This window comes from Sinorhizobium arboris LMG 14919 (assembly GCF_000427465.1).
GTDB classification, from domain to species: Bacteria; Pseudomonadota; Alphaproteobacteria; order Rhizobiales; family Rhizobiaceae; genus Sinorhizobium; species Sinorhizobium arboris.
On record NZ_ATYB01000008.1, the window covers coordinates 1,464,140 to 1,477,688 of the forward strand.

At 61.7% G+C, this 13,549-nt stretch carries 18 protein-coding genes; 11 read left to right on the forward strand and 7 right to left on the reverse strand.

Annotated elements, in window-relative coordinates; translation table 11 throughout:
- The first annotated feature begins 31 nt into the window (after nt 1-31).
- Complete coding sequence (locus SINAR_RS0107430) at nt 32-289, forward strand: hypothetical protein (protein WP_033057042.1); 258 nt, start codon at nt 32-34, stop codon at nt 287-289.
- A gap of 22 nt (nt 290-311) precedes the next feature.
- Here SINAR_RS0107430 and ocd read toward each other — a convergent pair whose 3' ends face one another.
- Entirely contained in the window at nt 312-1,361 is a 1,050-nt protein-coding gene (gene ocd, locus SINAR_RS0107435) for an ornithine cyclodeaminase (RefSeq protein ID WP_027998511.1), read from the reverse strand.
- A gap of 139 nt (nt 1,362-1,500) precedes the next feature.
- Between ocd and SINAR_RS0107440 the strand changes: the two genes are divergently transcribed.
- The 3 genes from SINAR_RS0107440 to SINAR_RS0107450 all read left to right on the forward strand — a co-directional run bounded on the left by SINAR_RS0107440 (nt 1,501) and on the right by SINAR_RS0107450 (nt 3,482).
- The gene (locus SINAR_RS0107440) at nt 1,501-1,962 is read left to right on the forward strand and encodes an Lrp/AsnC family transcriptional regulator (RefSeq protein ID WP_027998512.1); all 462 of its coding nucleotides are present in this window, start codon (nt 1,501-1,503) and stop codon (nt 1,960-1,962) included.
- Between the two features lie 89 nt (nt 1,963-2,051).
- Nucleotides 2,052-2,675, forward strand: a complete 624-nt coding sequence (locus SINAR_RS0107445; protein WP_027998513.1) for a DUF922 domain-containing Zn-dependent protease — start codon at nt 2,052-2,054, stop codon at nt 2,673-2,675.
- 279 nt (nt 2,676-2,954) lie between these two features.
- A complete protein-coding gene (locus SINAR_RS0107450; RefSeq protein WP_027998514.1) occupies nt 2,955-3,482 on the forward strand; it encodes a DUF992 domain-containing protein in 528 nt (175 codons plus the stop codon).
- Here SINAR_RS0107450 and SINAR_RS0107455 read toward each other — a convergent pair.
- The 5 genes from SINAR_RS0107455 to cyoA form a co-directional block, all read right to left on the reverse strand.
- Nucleotides 3,475-4,263: an SURF1 family protein gene (locus SINAR_RS0107455; protein WP_027998515.1), complete on the reverse strand. Its 789-nt coding sequence runs from the start codon at nt 4,261-4,263 to the stop codon at nt 3,475-3,477. The two genes, SINAR_RS0107450 and SINAR_RS0107455, sit on opposite strands and share 8 nt — an antisense overlap.
- 104 nt (nt 4,264-4,367) lie before the next feature.
- A complete protein-coding gene (gene cyoD / locus SINAR_RS0107460; RefSeq protein WP_027998516.1) occupies nt 4,368-4,769 on the reverse strand; it encodes a cytochrome o ubiquinol oxidase subunit IV in 402 nt (133 codons plus the stop codon).
- The gene (gene cyoC, locus SINAR_RS0107465) at nt 4,766-5,398 is read right to left on the reverse strand and encodes a cytochrome o ubiquinol oxidase subunit III (protein WP_027998517.1); all 633 of its coding nucleotides are present in this window, start codon (nt 5,396-5,398) and stop codon (nt 4,766-4,768) included. Before cyoC ends, cyoD begins: the two co-directional genes overlap by 4 nt.
- Nucleotides 5,395-7,404 carry a cytochrome o ubiquinol oxidase subunit I gene (gene cyoB, locus SINAR_RS0107470; protein ID WP_027998518.1) on the reverse strand — a complete coding sequence of 670 codons (2,010 nt, stop codon included), beginning with the start codon at nt 7,402-7,404 and terminating at the stop codon, nt 5,395-5,397. The genes cyoC and cyoB overlap by 4 nt, the downstream gene beginning before the upstream one ends.
- Before the next feature lie 37 nt (nt 7,405-7,441).
- The gene (gene cyoA, locus SINAR_RS0107475; RefSeq protein WP_027998519.1) at nt 7,442-8,605 is read right to left on the reverse strand and encodes a ubiquinol oxidase subunit II; all 1,164 of its coding nucleotides are present in this window, start codon (nt 8,603-8,605) and stop codon (nt 7,442-7,444) included.
- Between the two features lie 283 nt (nt 8,606-8,888).
- Here cyoA and SINAR_RS0107480 point away from each other — a divergent pair, with 283 nt between their 5' ends.
- The 3 genes from SINAR_RS0107480 to SINAR_RS1000000137315 all read left to right on the forward strand — a co-directional run bounded on the left by SINAR_RS0107480 (nt 8,889) and on the right by SINAR_RS1000000137315 (nt 11,045).
- Nucleotides 8,889-10,229, forward strand: a complete 1,341-nt coding sequence (locus SINAR_RS0107480; protein WP_027998520.1) for an MFS transporter — start codon at nt 8,889-8,891, stop codon at nt 10,227-10,229.
- 259 nt (nt 10,230-10,488) lie between these two features.
- Entirely contained in the window at nt 10,489-10,677 is a 189-nt protein-coding gene (locus tag SINAR_RS0107485) for a DUF3008 family protein (protein ID WP_027998521.1), read from the forward strand.
- A 209-nt stretch (nt 10,678-10,886) separates the two neighbouring features.
- Complete coding sequence (locus tag SINAR_RS1000000137315; protein WP_167333582.1) at nt 10,887-11,045, forward strand: hypothetical protein; 159 nt, start codon at nt 10,887-10,889, stop codon at nt 11,043-11,045.
- A 40-nt stretch (nt 11,046-11,085) separates the two neighbouring features.
- Here SINAR_RS1000000137315 and SINAR_RS0107495 read toward each other — a convergent pair whose 3' ends face one another.
- Nucleotides 11,086-11,607 carry a sigma-70 family RNA polymerase sigma factor gene (locus tag SINAR_RS0107495; protein WP_027998523.1) on the reverse strand — a complete coding sequence of 174 codons (522 nt, stop codon included), beginning with the start codon at nt 11,605-11,607 and terminating at the stop codon, nt 11,086-11,088.
- A gap of 263 nt (nt 11,608-11,870) precedes the next feature.
- Here SINAR_RS0107495 and SINAR_RS0107500 point away from each other — a divergent pair, with 263 nt between their 5' ends.
- The 4 genes from SINAR_RS0107500 to SINAR_RS0107515 all read left to right on the forward strand — a co-directional run bounded on the left by SINAR_RS0107500 (nt 11,871) and on the right by SINAR_RS0107515 (nt 13,537).
- On the forward strand, nt 11,871-12,155 hold the full coding sequence (locus tag SINAR_RS0107500) for a DUF1236 domain-containing protein (protein ID WP_027998524.1): 285 nt from the start codon (nt 11,871-11,873) through the stop codon (nt 12,153-12,155).
- A gap of 96 nt (nt 12,156-12,251) precedes the next feature.
- Nucleotides 12,252-12,515: a hypothetical protein gene (locus tag SINAR_RS0107505; protein ID WP_027998525.1), complete on the forward strand. Its 264-nt coding sequence runs from the start codon at nt 12,252-12,254 to the stop codon at nt 12,513-12,515.
- Nucleotides 12,516-12,809: 294 nt separating this feature from the next.
- Complete coding sequence (locus SINAR_RS0107510) at nt 12,810-13,286, forward strand: CBS domain-containing protein (RefSeq protein WP_027998526.1); 477 nt, start codon at nt 12,810-12,812, stop codon at nt 13,284-13,286.
- Complete coding sequence (locus tag SINAR_RS0107515) at nt 13,280-13,537, forward strand: DUF982 domain-containing protein (RefSeq protein ID WP_027998527.1); 258 nt, start codon at nt 13,280-13,282, stop codon at nt 13,535-13,537. The genes SINAR_RS0107510 and SINAR_RS0107515 overlap by 7 nt, the downstream gene beginning before the upstream one ends.
- The last annotated feature ends 12 nt before the right edge of the window (nt 13,538-13,549 follow it).

Consider the following 13,549-nt stretch of genomic DNA (forward strand, 5'->3'; position numbering starts at 1 on the left):
ATAAGCGGAACGATAAATCCGGAGTCGGTTCGTGGAACTTCGCAGAACGGCGCAGCTGCTTGCCTTAACCTTCCTGGCGATGTCTCCGGCTCTGCCGTCCGGCGCGACGGAGGCGAGCGGAACGGAAATGCAAAAGCCCCCCGACTACGAACGAGCCGTGCGAGCGGAATTCGAGGCCGTAAAGGCGGAAAATACCGGGGAAGCGTATGAGCGCTTTATCCGCCGCCACCCCGGCCATCCCCTTGCCGCAGAGGCTCGCAAGGCGATATTGCGCCTGCGGGGCCGATGAGCCCCGTGTGACGGCGGCGTGCTTATCTGGACCGCAGCAGCATGCCGAACAGGTCGCGCGGGTCGTCGGGATCGGCGATCATGTCGAGATCCTGATAGAAATCGGTGCCGGATAGACGGTCGCGCACGTAGCGGAGCGCCGAAAAATCTTCGATCGCGAAGCCGACGCTGTCGAACAGGGTGATCTGGCGCGCGTCGCGCCGGCCCTGCACCTCGCCGGTGACGACCTTCCAGAGTTCGGTCACCGGAAAGTCCGGCGCCATCTGCTGGATCTCGCCCTCGACGCGGGTCTGCGGCGGATATTCGACGAAGACATCCGAGCGCTCGAGGATGTCACGGTGCAGTTCCGTCTTGCCCGGGCAGTCGCCGCCGATCGCATTGATGTGGACGCCGGTCCCTACCATGTTGTCGGTCAGGATCGTGGCAAACTGCTTGTCGGCAGTGCAGGTGGTGATGACGTCTGCGCCTTCGATCGCCTCCTGCGCGGACCGGCAGGATATGATTCTGAGACCCGACCCCTCGAGGTTGCGGGCGGCTTTCCCGGTCGCCCGGGGATCGATGTCGTAGAGGCGCACGGTGTCGATGCCGCAGACCGCCTTCATCGCCAGCGCCTGGAACTCTGCCTGGGCGCCGTTGCCGATCATCGCCATCGTGCGCGCCCCCTTCGGTGCCAGATGGCGCGCAGCCATTGCCGAGGTCGCTGCGGTCCTGAGGGCCGTCAGGATGGTCATCTCCGTCAGCAGCACCGGATAACCGGTCGAAACCTCGGCGAGAAGCCCGAATGCAGTCACGGTCTGCAGCCCTTCGGTGATGTTCTTCGGATGACCGTTGACGTATTTGAAGCTGTAGACCCTGCCGTCGGAGGTCGGCATCAGTTCGATCACGCCCTCGCGCGAGTGGCTGGCGACGCGGGGGGTCTTGTCGAAACTCTCCCATCGGCGGAAATCGGCCTCGATCGCATCCGTGAGTTCCGCCAGAACCGTCTCGATGCCGAGGTGATGGACGAGCCGCATCATGTTGTCGACACTGACGAAGGGCACCATGGCCTTGGCTGACGGAAGCAGAGAGAGCATAGGGGTTTCCTCTTCGCGGCGCTGGACTCGCTGTTTCTGGTTTCCCAAACAGGGTAGCGAACGCGCCCGCTGGTCGAAAGCGCAAACATGTGCTATTTCCACCATCGAATTAAGCAATTCTGTCAGCCGGATTGTACATATGAGCAGATCGGCAGCCGACGATGCGGTCATTGCGAAATACACGCCTGACGATCTCGACCGAAGGATTATCGCACATCTTCGCGCGGACGGCCGGGCGTCGCTTTCGAAGCTTTCCGATGCGCTCGGCGTGGCGCGCGGCACGGTGCAGAACCGCCTGGACCGCCTGCTGGAGACGGGGACCCTGCTCGGCTTCACGGTGCGCGTCAGGGAGGATTACGACGTCAACACCGTCCATGCGGTGATGATGATCGAAGTCGTGGGGAAGTCGACGACGCAGGTGATCCGCAGACTGCGCGGCATGCCCGAGATCTATACGCTGCATACGACCAACGGCAACTGGGATCTCGTTGCCAATATCCGGGCGGCGAACCTTTCCGAATTCGACCGGATCTTGCGCGAGGTGCGCATGATCGACGGCGTTGCCAACAGCGAGACCAGTCTTCTGTTGAGCAGCGTCTGATCCGCCGGAGCAGCCAGGCAGATCGTGACGCCGGCGGATGGTGACGATTGAAAGCCGGACTCATTCCCGTTAGGTTCCGCACGCGTTAGATGACTGATTTTCGGAGGGGCAGCTTGGGAGCGAGCGGTCGGATCTGTTTGCTGCTGGCCTTGCTGCTGCACGCGCCGGCGGCCGCCCGGGCGGAGTGGCAGGCGGTGGAAAGGGTCAAAACCTACACGGTAACCGGGCGGACCGGACCGGAGCTCTACGCTTCCATCGGGGAACGCGGACCGCAGGTGGGCGGTCTCGGGCGTGCGATTGCGCATACGAGCTTCGAACTTACCTGGAGGCGGAAATATGAGGAGCGCGACGGCGCCTGCGTGCTCGCCTCGGCGTTGCCGAAGCTCATCATCACCTACACGCTGCCGAAGCCCGCAGGGCCCCTTCCGGCGGATACCGAAACGCACTGGCAGGCCTTCATAACAGGTGTGAAAAAGCACGAGCTCGTACATGGCGATTTCATCAAGGAGATGGTGAGCGGCATCGAAGCGGCAACCGTGGGCCTCACGGTCACCGGAGATCCCGAATGCCGCAAGATCAAATCCGAGATGACGAAGCGGCTCGGCGAGCTCTCTCGCAGGCAAAGACAGAAAAGCCGCGAGTTCGACAAAGCCGAACTCAGCGACGGCGGCAATATTCACCAACTCATCCTCAATCTCGTCAACGGCGGCTGACAGGTGCGGCGAATTCGTTCCGTTGCGACCCTTGCGCGTCGCCAGGACGCGCGGCTGTAACGCGCACGCCCCAGCTTTGGCCGAAAGGCAACACCGCTTCGCAAAAGTAAGTTGTTGCCGAACCTGCCTCCGAATTGTCTCAATGCAACGAAACCGTGAGCCCGCCTGAGTGGCAGACATAGCCGCGGGACCTTCTTCCGCGGGCGCTGTCATCGCTGAATTTATTTCGGACGACTGGCCGGAATTCCTGCCCGTAACGGTTCGACAAGGAGAAGATGCATGAAAATGACTTTCGCCATGGCGCTTTCGGCGGTCTCGATCGCCCTTGCTGCTGGAGGCGCCGATGCCGCCGATCTCACCTATCCGGAACCGGCGCCCCCCGCGGTGCAGGATGCGCGCGGCGGGGTGAAGATCGGCTATCTGGAGTGCGATATCGGCGGCGGCGCAGGCTACGTGCTCGGATCGTCCAAGGAAGTCGAATGCGCTTTCCGGTCGCTGGGCGGCGACGTGATCGAGGATCGCTATACGGGCGAAATTCGCAAGCTCGGCGTGGATGTCGGCTTCACGATGCGCAGCCGTTTGATCTGGGCCGTATTCGCGCCGACGGCGGGCTATCATCACGGCTCTCTGAGCGGCATCTACAAGGGCGCGAGCGCCGAGGCGACCCTCGGCGCGGGTGTGGGCGCCAATGTGCTCGTCGGCGGCACTTCCGGTTCGATCCACCTGCAGACGGTCAGCGTCACCGGCCAGCTCGGCCTCAACGTCGCAGCCGCCGGCACGTCCATGACGCTCAATTCCGTCAATTGATATCGGCGCCGGCGCGGCCGTTACGCCGCGCCGGGTCCGATTTCCTGACCGACCTCCACAAGATCACCAGCATACCCGCCGTCATTGCCGCGAGACCGTACCAGGTGAGGGCATAGAAGAGGTGATTGTTGGGGAAGACGACGCGCGTCAGTCCGCCGACGGGAAGCCCGCCCGGATTCAGGCCAGCATCCGCGTCGACGAAATAGGGCGCAACCTCGGAGAGGCCCCGCACCGCCGCGATCGCGCTCACGTCGCGCGAATACCAGCGGTTTTCCCGGGGCCTGTTCGACTGGAGGAGCGAGCCGTTCGGTTCGTCCATGCGCATGAGGCCGGTGACGATCGTTGTGCCTTCGATCTGGCCTTCCCGCCGCGTCGATGCCTCACGCCTCTCCGTCGGGACGAAGCCGCGGTTCACGAGCACGGTCGTCCCGTCGGCAGCCGCAAGGGGCGTCATGACCCAATAGCCGGGGCCGCGTTCGGTTGCGGCATAGATCAGCGTTTCTTTCTCGTGGAGGAAGCGGCCCTGGAGAGTGACGTGCCGGTATTCGTCTTGCGCGGCATTGACGTTTGGCCAGTCGTTGCGGGGCGGCACAGGCACGGGTGCTGCGTGGACGCGCTCCTCGACACGGGCGATCAGGTCGAGCTTCCAGGAGAGGCGCTTGACTTGCCACGTGCCGAGCGCCGCAAAAGCCGAGATGAGCAGGAGGCCGAGGATGCTGAGGATCGCAAGTGAGAGCCGGGAGGGCTGTCGGGGTGCGGATTCGACTTGAGACTCTATCATGGCGAAGCCGTCAAAAACTCAACGGGTTACGCCCCTCCTCCGGCTGCCGCCACCGTCTCCCCGCTTAGCGGGGGGACGGTTAGGGTGAGGGGCGAAGTTCCAATTCACGGCATGTTCATCATCATTTCCGGGCTCATCGGCATCATGTTCGCGTTCAGATGATGCATGACCCAGAGAGAGCCGGAAAGCGCGATGGCGACGAGAAGGATCGTGAAGATCAGCGCCATCATCGTCCAGCCGCCCTCGGAGCGGGTGTTCATGTGCAGGAAGAAGATCATGTGGACGACGATCTGGACGGCGCCGAGCGCCATGATTATCGCCGCAGTGAGCATCGCGCTGTCGAGCACGTCGGCCATCACCAGCCAGAAAGGAATGGCGGTGAGAATGACGGAGAGGACGAAACCCGTGACGTAGCTCTTCAGCGTGGCGTGGCCGGCGTCGTGCCCATGGCTGTGGCCGTGATGGGCCTCGAAGGCGTCCTCATGCGAAGGGGCGTGCGTGCTCATCCGAGAACTCCCATCAGATAGACGAAGGAAAAGACGCCGATCCAGACGACGTCGAGGAAGTGCCAGAACATCGAAAGGCACATGAGCCGGCGCTTGTTTTCAGGTATGAGGCCGTGTTTTGCGACCTGCGCCATCAGCACGAACATCCAGACAATGCCGGCGGTCACGTGCAGGCCGTGCGTGCCGACGAGCGTGAAGAAGGAGGAGAGGAAGGCGCTGCGCTGCGGTCCGGCGCCTTCATGGATCAGATGCGCGAATTCGTAGAGCTCGAGCCCGACGAAGGCGATGCCGAAGAGTGCGGTGACCGCCATCCAGGCGAGCGTCGCTTTCTTCTCGTAGCGTTCCATCGCCAGCATGGCGAAGCCATAGGTGATCGAGGAGAACAGCAGCATCGACGTGTTCACTGCGACGAGCGGCAGGTCGAAGAGATCGGCGGGCGAGGGACCTGCGGCATAGTTGCGCCCGAGAACCGCATGGGTGGCAAAGAGTACCGCGAAAATCAGGCAGTCGCTCATCAGGTAGAGCCAGAAGCCGAGCATCGTGCTCCCTTCGGGGTGATGCTCCTCCTTCAGATAGAAGGTCGGCGCCTGTCCCTCATCAAGCGCGCGGTCGGTATGGAACTCGGTCATGCTTGCACCTCGGCGGCAAGCTCTTCAGTCCGCTTGCCCTCTGTGTCGGCGACGACGTTTGCGGGAATGTGGAAATCTCGGTCATAGTTGAAGGTGTGGCCGATGGCGATCGCCACCATGGTGACGAAGGAGAGGATCACCAGCCACCACATGTACCAGACCATGGCGAAGGCGAAGACGACGCTGATCGCCCCGAGGATGACGCCGGTGCCGGTGTTCTTCGGCATGTGGATGGGCTTGAAGCCGGTAAGCGGACGGCTGTGGCCGCGCTTCTTCATGTCCCACCAGGAATCCTGATCGTGGACGAGCGGCGTGAAGGCGAAGTTATAATCCGGTGGTGGCGAGGAGGTCGACCATTCGAGCGTGCGGCCGTCCCAGGGGTCGCCGGTCACGTCGCGCAGCTCTTCGCGCCTCACGAAGCTGACGACGAGCTGGATCAGCATCGACAGGATGCCGAGCGCGATCAGGAAGGCGCCGAAGGCGGCGATGACGAACCAGATCTGCAGCGACGGATCCTCGAACTGGCTGACGCGACGCGTGACACCCATGAGGCCGAGCACGTAGAGCGGCATGAAGGCGAAATAGAAGCCCGTCAGCCAGAACCAGAAGGACATCTTGCCCCAGAACGGATCGAGCCTGAATCCGAAGGCCTTCGGGAACCAGTAGACGACGCCCGCCATCAGGCCGAAGACCACGCCGCCGATGATGACGTTATGGAAGTGGGCGATGAGGAACAGCGAATTGTGCAGCACGAAATCGGCCGGCGGAACGGCGAGCAGAACGCCCGTCATGCCGCCGAGGACGAAGGTCACCATGAAACCGATCGTCCAGAGCATAGGCACCTCGTAGCGAATGCGGCCGCGATACATGGTGAAGAGCCAGTTGAACATCTTCGCCCCGGTCGGGATCGATATGATCATCGTGGTGATGCCGAAGAAGGCATTGACGCTGGCACCCGAACCCATGGTGAAGAAGTGGTGAAGCCAGACGATATAGGAGAGGATGGTGATGACGACAGTCGCATAGACCATCGAAGCATAGCCGAAGAGCCGCTTGCCGCAGAAGGTCGCGACCACCTCCGAGAAAATGCCGAAGGCCGGCAGGATCAGGATATAGACCTCCGGATGACCCCAGATCCAGATGAGGTTGACATACATCATCGGATTGCCGCCGAGATCGTTGGTGAAGAAGTTCGTGCCGGCATAGCGGTCGAGCGAAAGCAGCGCCAGCGTCGCGGTCAGCACCGGGAAGGTGGCGACGATCAGCACGTTGGTGCAGAGCGACGTCCAGGTGAAGACCGGCATCTTCATCATAGTCATGCCGGGGGCGCGCATCTTTACGATCGTGGCGATCAGATTGATGCCGGACAGCGTCGTTCCGATGCCGGCTATCTGCAGGCCCCAGATATAATAGTCGACGCCCACGCCGGGGCTGTAGTCCGCGCCGGACAGCGGCGGATAGGCAAGCCATCCCGTCCGCGCGAACTCGCCGACGAAGAGCGACAGCATGATGATGACCGCGCCGGCCGCCGTCATCCAGAAGCTGAAATTGTTGAGGAAGGGGAAGGAGACGTCGCGCGCGCCGATCTGCAGCGGCACGACGAAGTTCATCAGCCCCGTCACGAAAGGCATCGCCATGAACAAGATCATGATGACGCCATGTGCGGTGAAGACCTGGTCATAATGATGCGGCGGCAGGTAGCCTTCCGAACCGCCGAAGGCCATCGCCTGCTGCAGGCGCATCATGATCGCGTCGGAAAACCCGCGCAGCAGCATCACCAGCGCCAGGATGATGTACATGATGCCGATCTTCTTGTGGTCGACGCTCGTCAGCCAGTCGCGCCAGAGCGTCCCCCAGAAGCGGTAATAGGTGATGAGCCCGATCAGCGCGATGCCGCCGAGTGCGACGGCAAGAAAGGTCACGACGAGGATCGGCTCGTGATAGGGGATCGCATCGAGGGTCAGCCGGCCGAAGATGAGCTTCAGAAAATCTGGATCGGAGAACATGGGAAACCTGTTCAATCGTCAGCGCAAGGCGCCGTGTTCAATGGTTGAGCTGCGGCGGTGCCGGATCGCCGTCGTGATTCATGCCCGGCATCGAATGCCCCTCGTGCCCTCCCGCGGGCGTATCGTGCCGCATAGGCGCCTCGGCGCCGCCGGTGCCCTGCGGCTCCTGCTGGCTGCGGGCGGGCGTGCCCGTCGCTGGGTGGGTTGCGGCCGGTGCGCCTTCCACCAGGGAATGTCTGTTGTCGTATTCCAGCTTTTCCCGGTTCCCGGTGCTTTCCTTGCCGGCGCCGCCCATCATGTCGATGTGCATCATTTCCTGCATGCACATCTTGCCGGGCGTGACGCATAGATTGAGGATCGACCGATACAAGCCGTCCTCGACCGCGGCGTAATAGCGGACCGGCTCCCTTTCGCTCGGCTTTTCGAGCTTCAGATAGGCGTCACGGTTGAGCGCGGTTCCCTGCGCCTTCACCCGCGCCACCCATTCGTCGAAGCCCTGCCGGTCGAGCCCGTGGAACTTGAAGCGCATGTGGGAGAAGCCGTCGCCGCTGTAATTGGCCGAGAAGCCTTCATATTCGCCCGGTTTGTTGATCACCGCGTGGAGCTTCGTTTCCATGCCCGGCATCGCATAGATCTGGCCTGCGAGCGCCGGAATGTAGAAGGAGTTCATCACCGAGGAGGCGGTGATCTTGAAATGGATCGGCACGTCGACGGGCGCTGCGAGCTCGTTGACCGTCGCGACACCGAGGTCGGGATAGAAGAACAGCCATTTCCAGTCGAGCGCCACGACCTCGACGGTGAGCGGCTTGGCGTCCGCAGGTATCGCCCTTTCCGCATCCAGCCGGTCGAGCGGGCGATAGGGGTCGAGCTTATGCGTGCTGATCCAGGTGATCGCTCCGAGCGCGATGATGATCGCAAGCGGTGCCGACCAGATGACCACCTCGAGTGCCGTCGAATGGTGCCAATCCGGATCGTAGGCCGCGCTCGTGTTCGACCGCCGGTAGCGCCAGGCGAAGAAAAGCGTCAGGAAAACGACCGGGACGATGATCAGCAGCATGAGGATCGTCGATATGACGATCAGGTCCCGTTGCTGCGCAGCGATATCGCCGGAGGGCGACATCACCACCATGTCGCATCCCGCCATCAGGAGAAACAGCGGCAAAACGGCGAGGCGGCGGGAAAACTTCAACAGTTCTGGCACGGCTCGAAGCTCTATTTGTTTCGACGGCTCTGCGACTAAAGTAGAGTGGACGGGAAAGGTATGAGGTCGATGGTCGCACTGCAGCAATCCGCCGCAGGTGTTTCGCGGTGCAGCATCCCGCAGACAAGGAGGACGTGAAACGCATTATTTCGCGTTTCTCCCCTTGATATGAGCGGTTGATTGGTCAAGATCCCTCCAAGGGAGCCTTGCGCTCTCATCTTGAGAGTTCGAGCGGGTGCGGCGGAACACCGCGCATTCTCGGCCCGTGCGCGGGAGGCGTTTGATGAGCACTGCAATGCAACAGTCCCTGGGGCCGTCGTCCTCTTCGATGGAGCGCGATGCGCGGCGCATTCACGACGACACGCCCGTATCTCCCGGGAACATCGCCATCGGCGTCGTCATCGGCCGTGCAGCTGAATTCTTCGATTTCTTCGTATATGGCATCGCCTCGGTCGTCGTGTTTCCGCAGCTTTTCTTTCCGTTCGCGCCCGATCGGCTCACAGCCACGCTCTACTCCTTCGCCATTTTCGCGCTCGCCTTCGTGGCAAGGCCGATCGGTTCGCTGGTCTTCATGGCCATCGACCGGACTTACGGACGCGGCGTCAAGCTGACAATCGCTCTGTTCATCCTCGGCGGTTCGACCGCCTCGATTGCCTTCCTGCCGGGCTATGCGACGCTCGGCGCCTGGTCCATCCTGCTGCTTGCCGTCTTCCGCCTCGGGCAGGGATTTGCGCTTGGCGGCGCCTGGGACGGGCTCGCCTCGCTTCTCGCCCTGAACGCGCCGCAACGCCACCGCGGCTGGTACGCGATGATTCCGCAGCTGGGCGCGCCCTTAGGTTTCATGCTCGCCAGCGCTCTTTTTGCCTATTTCCTCGTTTCGGTCTCGGAAGAGGATTTTCTCACCTGGGGCTGGCGGTACCCGTTCTTCGTGGCCTTTGCGATCAATGTCGTTGCGCTGTTTACCCGCCTGCGGCTTGTCATGACGAAGGAATTCGGAACCCTGCTCGACCTTCACGAGCTTCAGGCAGCCCGGGTTACGGAAGTGCTCAAGGTAAATGGAGGCAACGTCCTGGTCGGCGCCTTCGTGCCTCTTGCCAGCTTCGCTCTCTTCCATCTGGTGACCGTGTTTCCGCTCAGCTGGGTGGAGATCTACACGGATCATGGCGCAAGTTCGTTCCTGATGGTGCAGTTCGTCGGGGCGGTCTGCGCCATTCTCGCCATCGTCGCTTCGGGGCTCATTGCCGATCGCGTCGGCCGCCGCAATCACCTGGGAATTTGCGCCGTGCTGATCGCGATTTTCAGCTTCGTCGCCCCGTTGCTGCTGCAGGCGGGCGCCGCCGGTCGCGACGTGTTCGTGATCGTCGGCTTCACGATTCTCGGCCTCTCCTTCGGCCAGGCCGCCGGAGCCGTCGCATCGCGCTTCGGCCAGGCCTACCGCTATACGGGAGCGGCACTCACCTCGGACCTGTCCTGGCTGATCGGCGCCGGCTTTGCGCCGCTGGTGGCACTCGGCTTGACCAGCCGCTTCGGGCTCGCTTTCGCGGGGTATTATCTCCTCTCCGGGGCCCTTTGCACGATTCTGGCTCTCATCTTCAGCAAAACCCTCGAGATCAACAACGAGTAGGACACCGTAAAGACGCAAGCCACGCCGCAACGGCGGCAGCCCCGCCGGGCTCGATGTTGGCCGTCTACGTGTTCACCTGAGATTCGGTTTCCCAAGGGTCGGGCGCCCTGGCTTCCGCTTGCCGGCCGCAATCGGTTGCGAGTGGGCAGTGGCGGCGGAACATAATCGGGTCTCGCCGGTTCCGGCAGCGACGCACGGTACGGGAGCAAACGGTTTCCCCATCGCCGTGAGTGCCAAGCACCGAAAGGAGAAAGGAGCCATGCCTGCAAAGTCGAAGGCGCAGCAGAAGGCCGCTGGCGCGGCTCTTGCCGCCAAACGAGGCGAGAAGAAGAAGAGCGAACTCAAGGGCGCCTCTCGAGGCATGGAAGAGTCCATGACCGAGAAGGAGCTGAAGGAAATGGCCTCGACAAAGCGCAAGGGCAAGAAGGAACACGTCTCGGACAAGTGACGCGGCTGTCGCGGCACCGCTTGCCGAACGCGCCGCCCCACGGTATTCCGGGCCCGAGGTATAATGTTTCCGGTTTACCTTCACGGTCGGAAGAATGTTTCAGCTTACGATGGCTGTAGTCCCTTCACGCCCGCCGTTTTGATGATTTACAGCGCCAAGCGGGAACAATATTCTGTAGCGAGATCCGGGTCGTGATTAAGGACGGGCGAATGAACGATAGCAGGGCTTCCGCGGATGTGGACGCGGAGAAAGCCGTTGACGAGCGGATTGCATCGCTTGTCGAGAAGATGCGCAAGGAAGCGGTACCAGAGCGACTTCTCGAACTGGCCCGGGAGCTGCAGAAAGCCCTTGACGAGCGGAAGCGCTGACCGCGGCACCCGGTCGGCTGACATGGATGCGCCCGTGGGTTCAGTTGAGCGGATTTCCATGCATTTGCGCCGTCAGTTCGTCGCGTGCCCGGCTGAGCCGGCTCTTGATCGTACCGATCGCGCAGTCACATATGTCAGCGGCTTCCTTATAGCTCATCCCGAATCCGGCAACGAGCACGAGGACTTCGCGGTGCTCTGGTGATAGAGCCCCAAGCGCGCTGCGTAACTCGCCGTTGAGAACGGACCACTCCTGCGACGGCGCGGTCGGGATCGGCAATTCGGCGCAATTGGTGCTGCCCGGGCTTTCGCGCGTGCGGATCTTGTACTGCGTGCGAAACGCATTGCGCATGATCGTGAACAGCCAGGACTTCAGGCTCGTGCCGGGCTCGAACTGTTCGATGCTTCTCAGCGCCCGGAGCAATGTCTCCTGTACGAGGTCGTCGGCCTCGAACGACGCTGACGTGAACGTTCGAGCGAACGCCCGCAGAGCGGGAATCAGATCGACGACTTGCTCCTCAAGCAGCGGTGATTGTTGCGATGCGTGACCGCCGATAGCAGGCATGTCGAATATTGCCCTTCTGCCTATGAAGATTTCACTAGGTGACGTTAGGAAATGCCTTTCCGGCTCTTTGGTTCCTAAGAGCCGGGGGATATTTCCCGGCTCCGCTTGAATCCGGCACCTGATCGTGCGGCGATTTATGCAGGAGGCAGGCCTTATGCAGGAGGCGGACCGGCGGCTTCGCCGCTCTGCCGCGGGAACCAAAAGCGGCATCACCAGTTTGAGTGGTCTAGGGACATCACGAGGTTGAGTGGAAGGAGAACTCCATGAAGAGAATTGCCTCTATGACTGCTGCCCTGCTTTTGACGATCGGTTCAACGGCAGTCGCGCAGACGGCAGTCGTGCTGCCCAGCGAAGTAAGAACTTATGTATTGGAGCAGAGTACGCCTTCTGTCGCCTACGAAGGTGAGATTGTCGTCGGGCAGCCGATTCCCGAAACGGTGGAGATCCACACGATTCCGGACCAGCCCGATTTTGCCTACGCAATCGTCAATGATCAGCGCGTTGTCGTGAATCCGAAGACGCACACGGTTGTGGAGATCCTGCAGTAGCGTTTGGAACTGTATGTTTCCCTGGCCGCATCCTGCGCCTCTATCCCCTGAACGAGCGTGGCGGTCCGCGCCGCCACGCCAGCCCTTGGGGGCAACATGGAAAACCAAAGCATAGAGTTTCGACTGGCGGCGCAACGGGAGATCCTTGTTGCCGTCCTTTCCGCGCTTTACCGCCATAAGGATATCTGGTCGGAGATCAACCGTGCCCTGGAAGAGGTCCCGATTGTTCAGGATCATGAAGAAGACCCCGGCGTCGTACCGTCGGAAGCCTTTGCCAGGCAGAACGCCATGACGACGGAAATCGCGTCCATCCTGCAGGATGCGAAGGCGCGGACGGATCTGGACCCCGAACCGCTTTGAGACGTCTGCCGGTGCGATTAGACCGGAACCCCTTCTGCCTTTCGTGCGTTAACCCAAAGGCTGCGTTTTCAGCCCCCGCATGTCCACGCAAGAGAAGGGAGCGTATCGTGCGCGTTCGACTGAAACAGAAGCGTCCGAAATTTGCCCGGCCGCCTGAAAATCCAAATCCGAAGAAATCTGGGCGGAATACCTGGCAACCTCAGGTTATTGTCCCTTACCGGGTCGACCTCACTCTCAAGAAGCAGGCGACGGATGAAGTGACAGTTCCGGCCTCGATCAACGGGAGGCTCATCGATGGCCGGCCATGAGGACAAGGTGGTCCGTGTTCGGGACGTGATGTCCCGGCAGGTTTTCACCGTTTCCCCCACCGACACCGCGCAATCCGTCGCCCGGCTGATGGCCGAGACGGGCGTCGGTGCGTTGCCGGTCGAGGCGCCGGGCGTTGGAACGATCCTCGGCATCGTCACGGATCGGGACATAGTCACGTCCGTCGTCGCTCAGGGTCTGTCCAGTTCGACCGCCGTGTTCGAGTTCATGACGGTGGCCGCAGAATCCTGCGAGGAGGACGACAGTCTCCTGCTTGCCGCGCAGAAGATGCACGATCTGCGGATCCGTCGTCTTGTCGTCGTCAACGGGAAGCGGCATGCAGCCGGCATCGTAGCTCTTGCGGATATCAGCAGGGTCAACCCGGAACTTGGCGGTCTCGTTCTCGAGGGAATCAACCGACCTGCCCCTGCAGATACCCGGCTTGAAGGAATGTCGACATGCTGACGCAGGACCGTCTTTGGAGCGAAGCGGTAATTCTGGAAGGGGGAAGCCGCGTCCTGAGGGTGCAAAGCACCCGCGATGCGTTTCTTTGCCTCAAGAACCATTGGCCGATTGCCGACGGAGACGCAAAGCGCGAAGCCTTTGCCGCGTGCGAGCGCGTAATCGAAGGGCATGACGAGCCCGATGCCGCCCGCGCCGCTTTCATCAAGGCTGCTGAGGAAGCGCAGTTCAGCGTACACTGCTGGACCGGGTGACCGACCCGGTCC

Coding starts and splice junctions, on each gene's coding strand:
- SINAR_RS0107450 (WP_027998514.1), top strand. CDS start 2,955: ATGAAAATGACTTTCGCCATGGCGCTTTCGGCGGTCTCGATCGCCCTT.
- SINAR_RS0107455 (WP_027998515.1), bottom strand. CDS start 4,263: ATGATAGAGTCTCAAGTCGAATCCGCACCCCGACAGCCCTCCCGGCTC.
- SINAR_RS1000000137315 (WP_167333582.1), top strand. CDS start 10,887: ATGAACGATAGCAGGGCTTCCGCGGATGTGGACGCGGAGAAAGCCGTT.
- SINAR_RS0107445 (WP_027998513.1), top strand. CDS start 2,052: ATGACTGATTTTCGGAGGGGCAGCTTGGGAGCGAGCGGTCGGATCTGT.
- cyoD (WP_027998516.1), bottom strand. CDS start 4,769: ATGAGCACGCACGCCCCTTCGCATGAGGACGCCTTCGAGGCCCATCAC.
- SINAR_RS0107500 (WP_027998524.1), top strand. CDS start 11,871: ATGAAGAGAATTGCCTCTATGACTGCTGCCCTGCTTTTGACGATCGGT.
- cyoC (WP_027998517.1), bottom strand. CDS start 5,398: ATGACCGAGTTCCATACCGACCGCGCGCTTGATGAGGGACAGGCGCCG.
- cyoB (WP_027998518.1), bottom strand. CDS start 7,404: ATGTTCTCCGATCCAGATTTTCTGAAGCTCATCTTCGGCCGGCTGACC.
- SINAR_RS0107510 (WP_027998526.1), top strand. CDS start 12,810: ATGGCCGGCCATGAGGACAAGGTGGTCCGTGTTCGGGACGTGATGTCC.
- SINAR_RS0107515 (WP_027998527.1), top strand. CDS start 13,280: ATGCTGACGCAGGACCGTCTTTGGAGCGAAGCGGTAATTCTGGAAGGG.
- SINAR_RS0107440 (WP_027998512.1), top strand. CDS start 1,501: ATGAGCAGATCGGCAGCCGACGATGCGGTCATTGCGAAATACACGCCT.
- SINAR_RS0107485 (WP_027998521.1), top strand. CDS start 10,489: ATGCCTGCAAAGTCGAAGGCGCAGCAGAAGGCCGCTGGCGCGGCTCTT.
- SINAR_RS0107480 (WP_027998520.1), top strand. CDS start 8,889: ATGAGCACTGCAATGCAACAGTCCCTGGGGCCGTCGTCCTCTTCGATG.
- SINAR_RS0107495 (WP_027998523.1), bottom strand. CDS start 11,607: ATGCCTGCTATCGGCGGTCACGCATCGCAACAATCACCGCTGCTTGAG.
- SINAR_RS0107505 (WP_027998525.1), top strand. CDS start 12,252: ATGGAAAACCAAAGCATAGAGTTTCGACTGGCGGCGCAACGGGAGATC.
- ocd (WP_027998511.1), bottom strand. CDS start 1,361: ATGCTCTCTCTGCTTCCGTCAGCCAAGGCCATGGTGCCCTTCGTCAGT.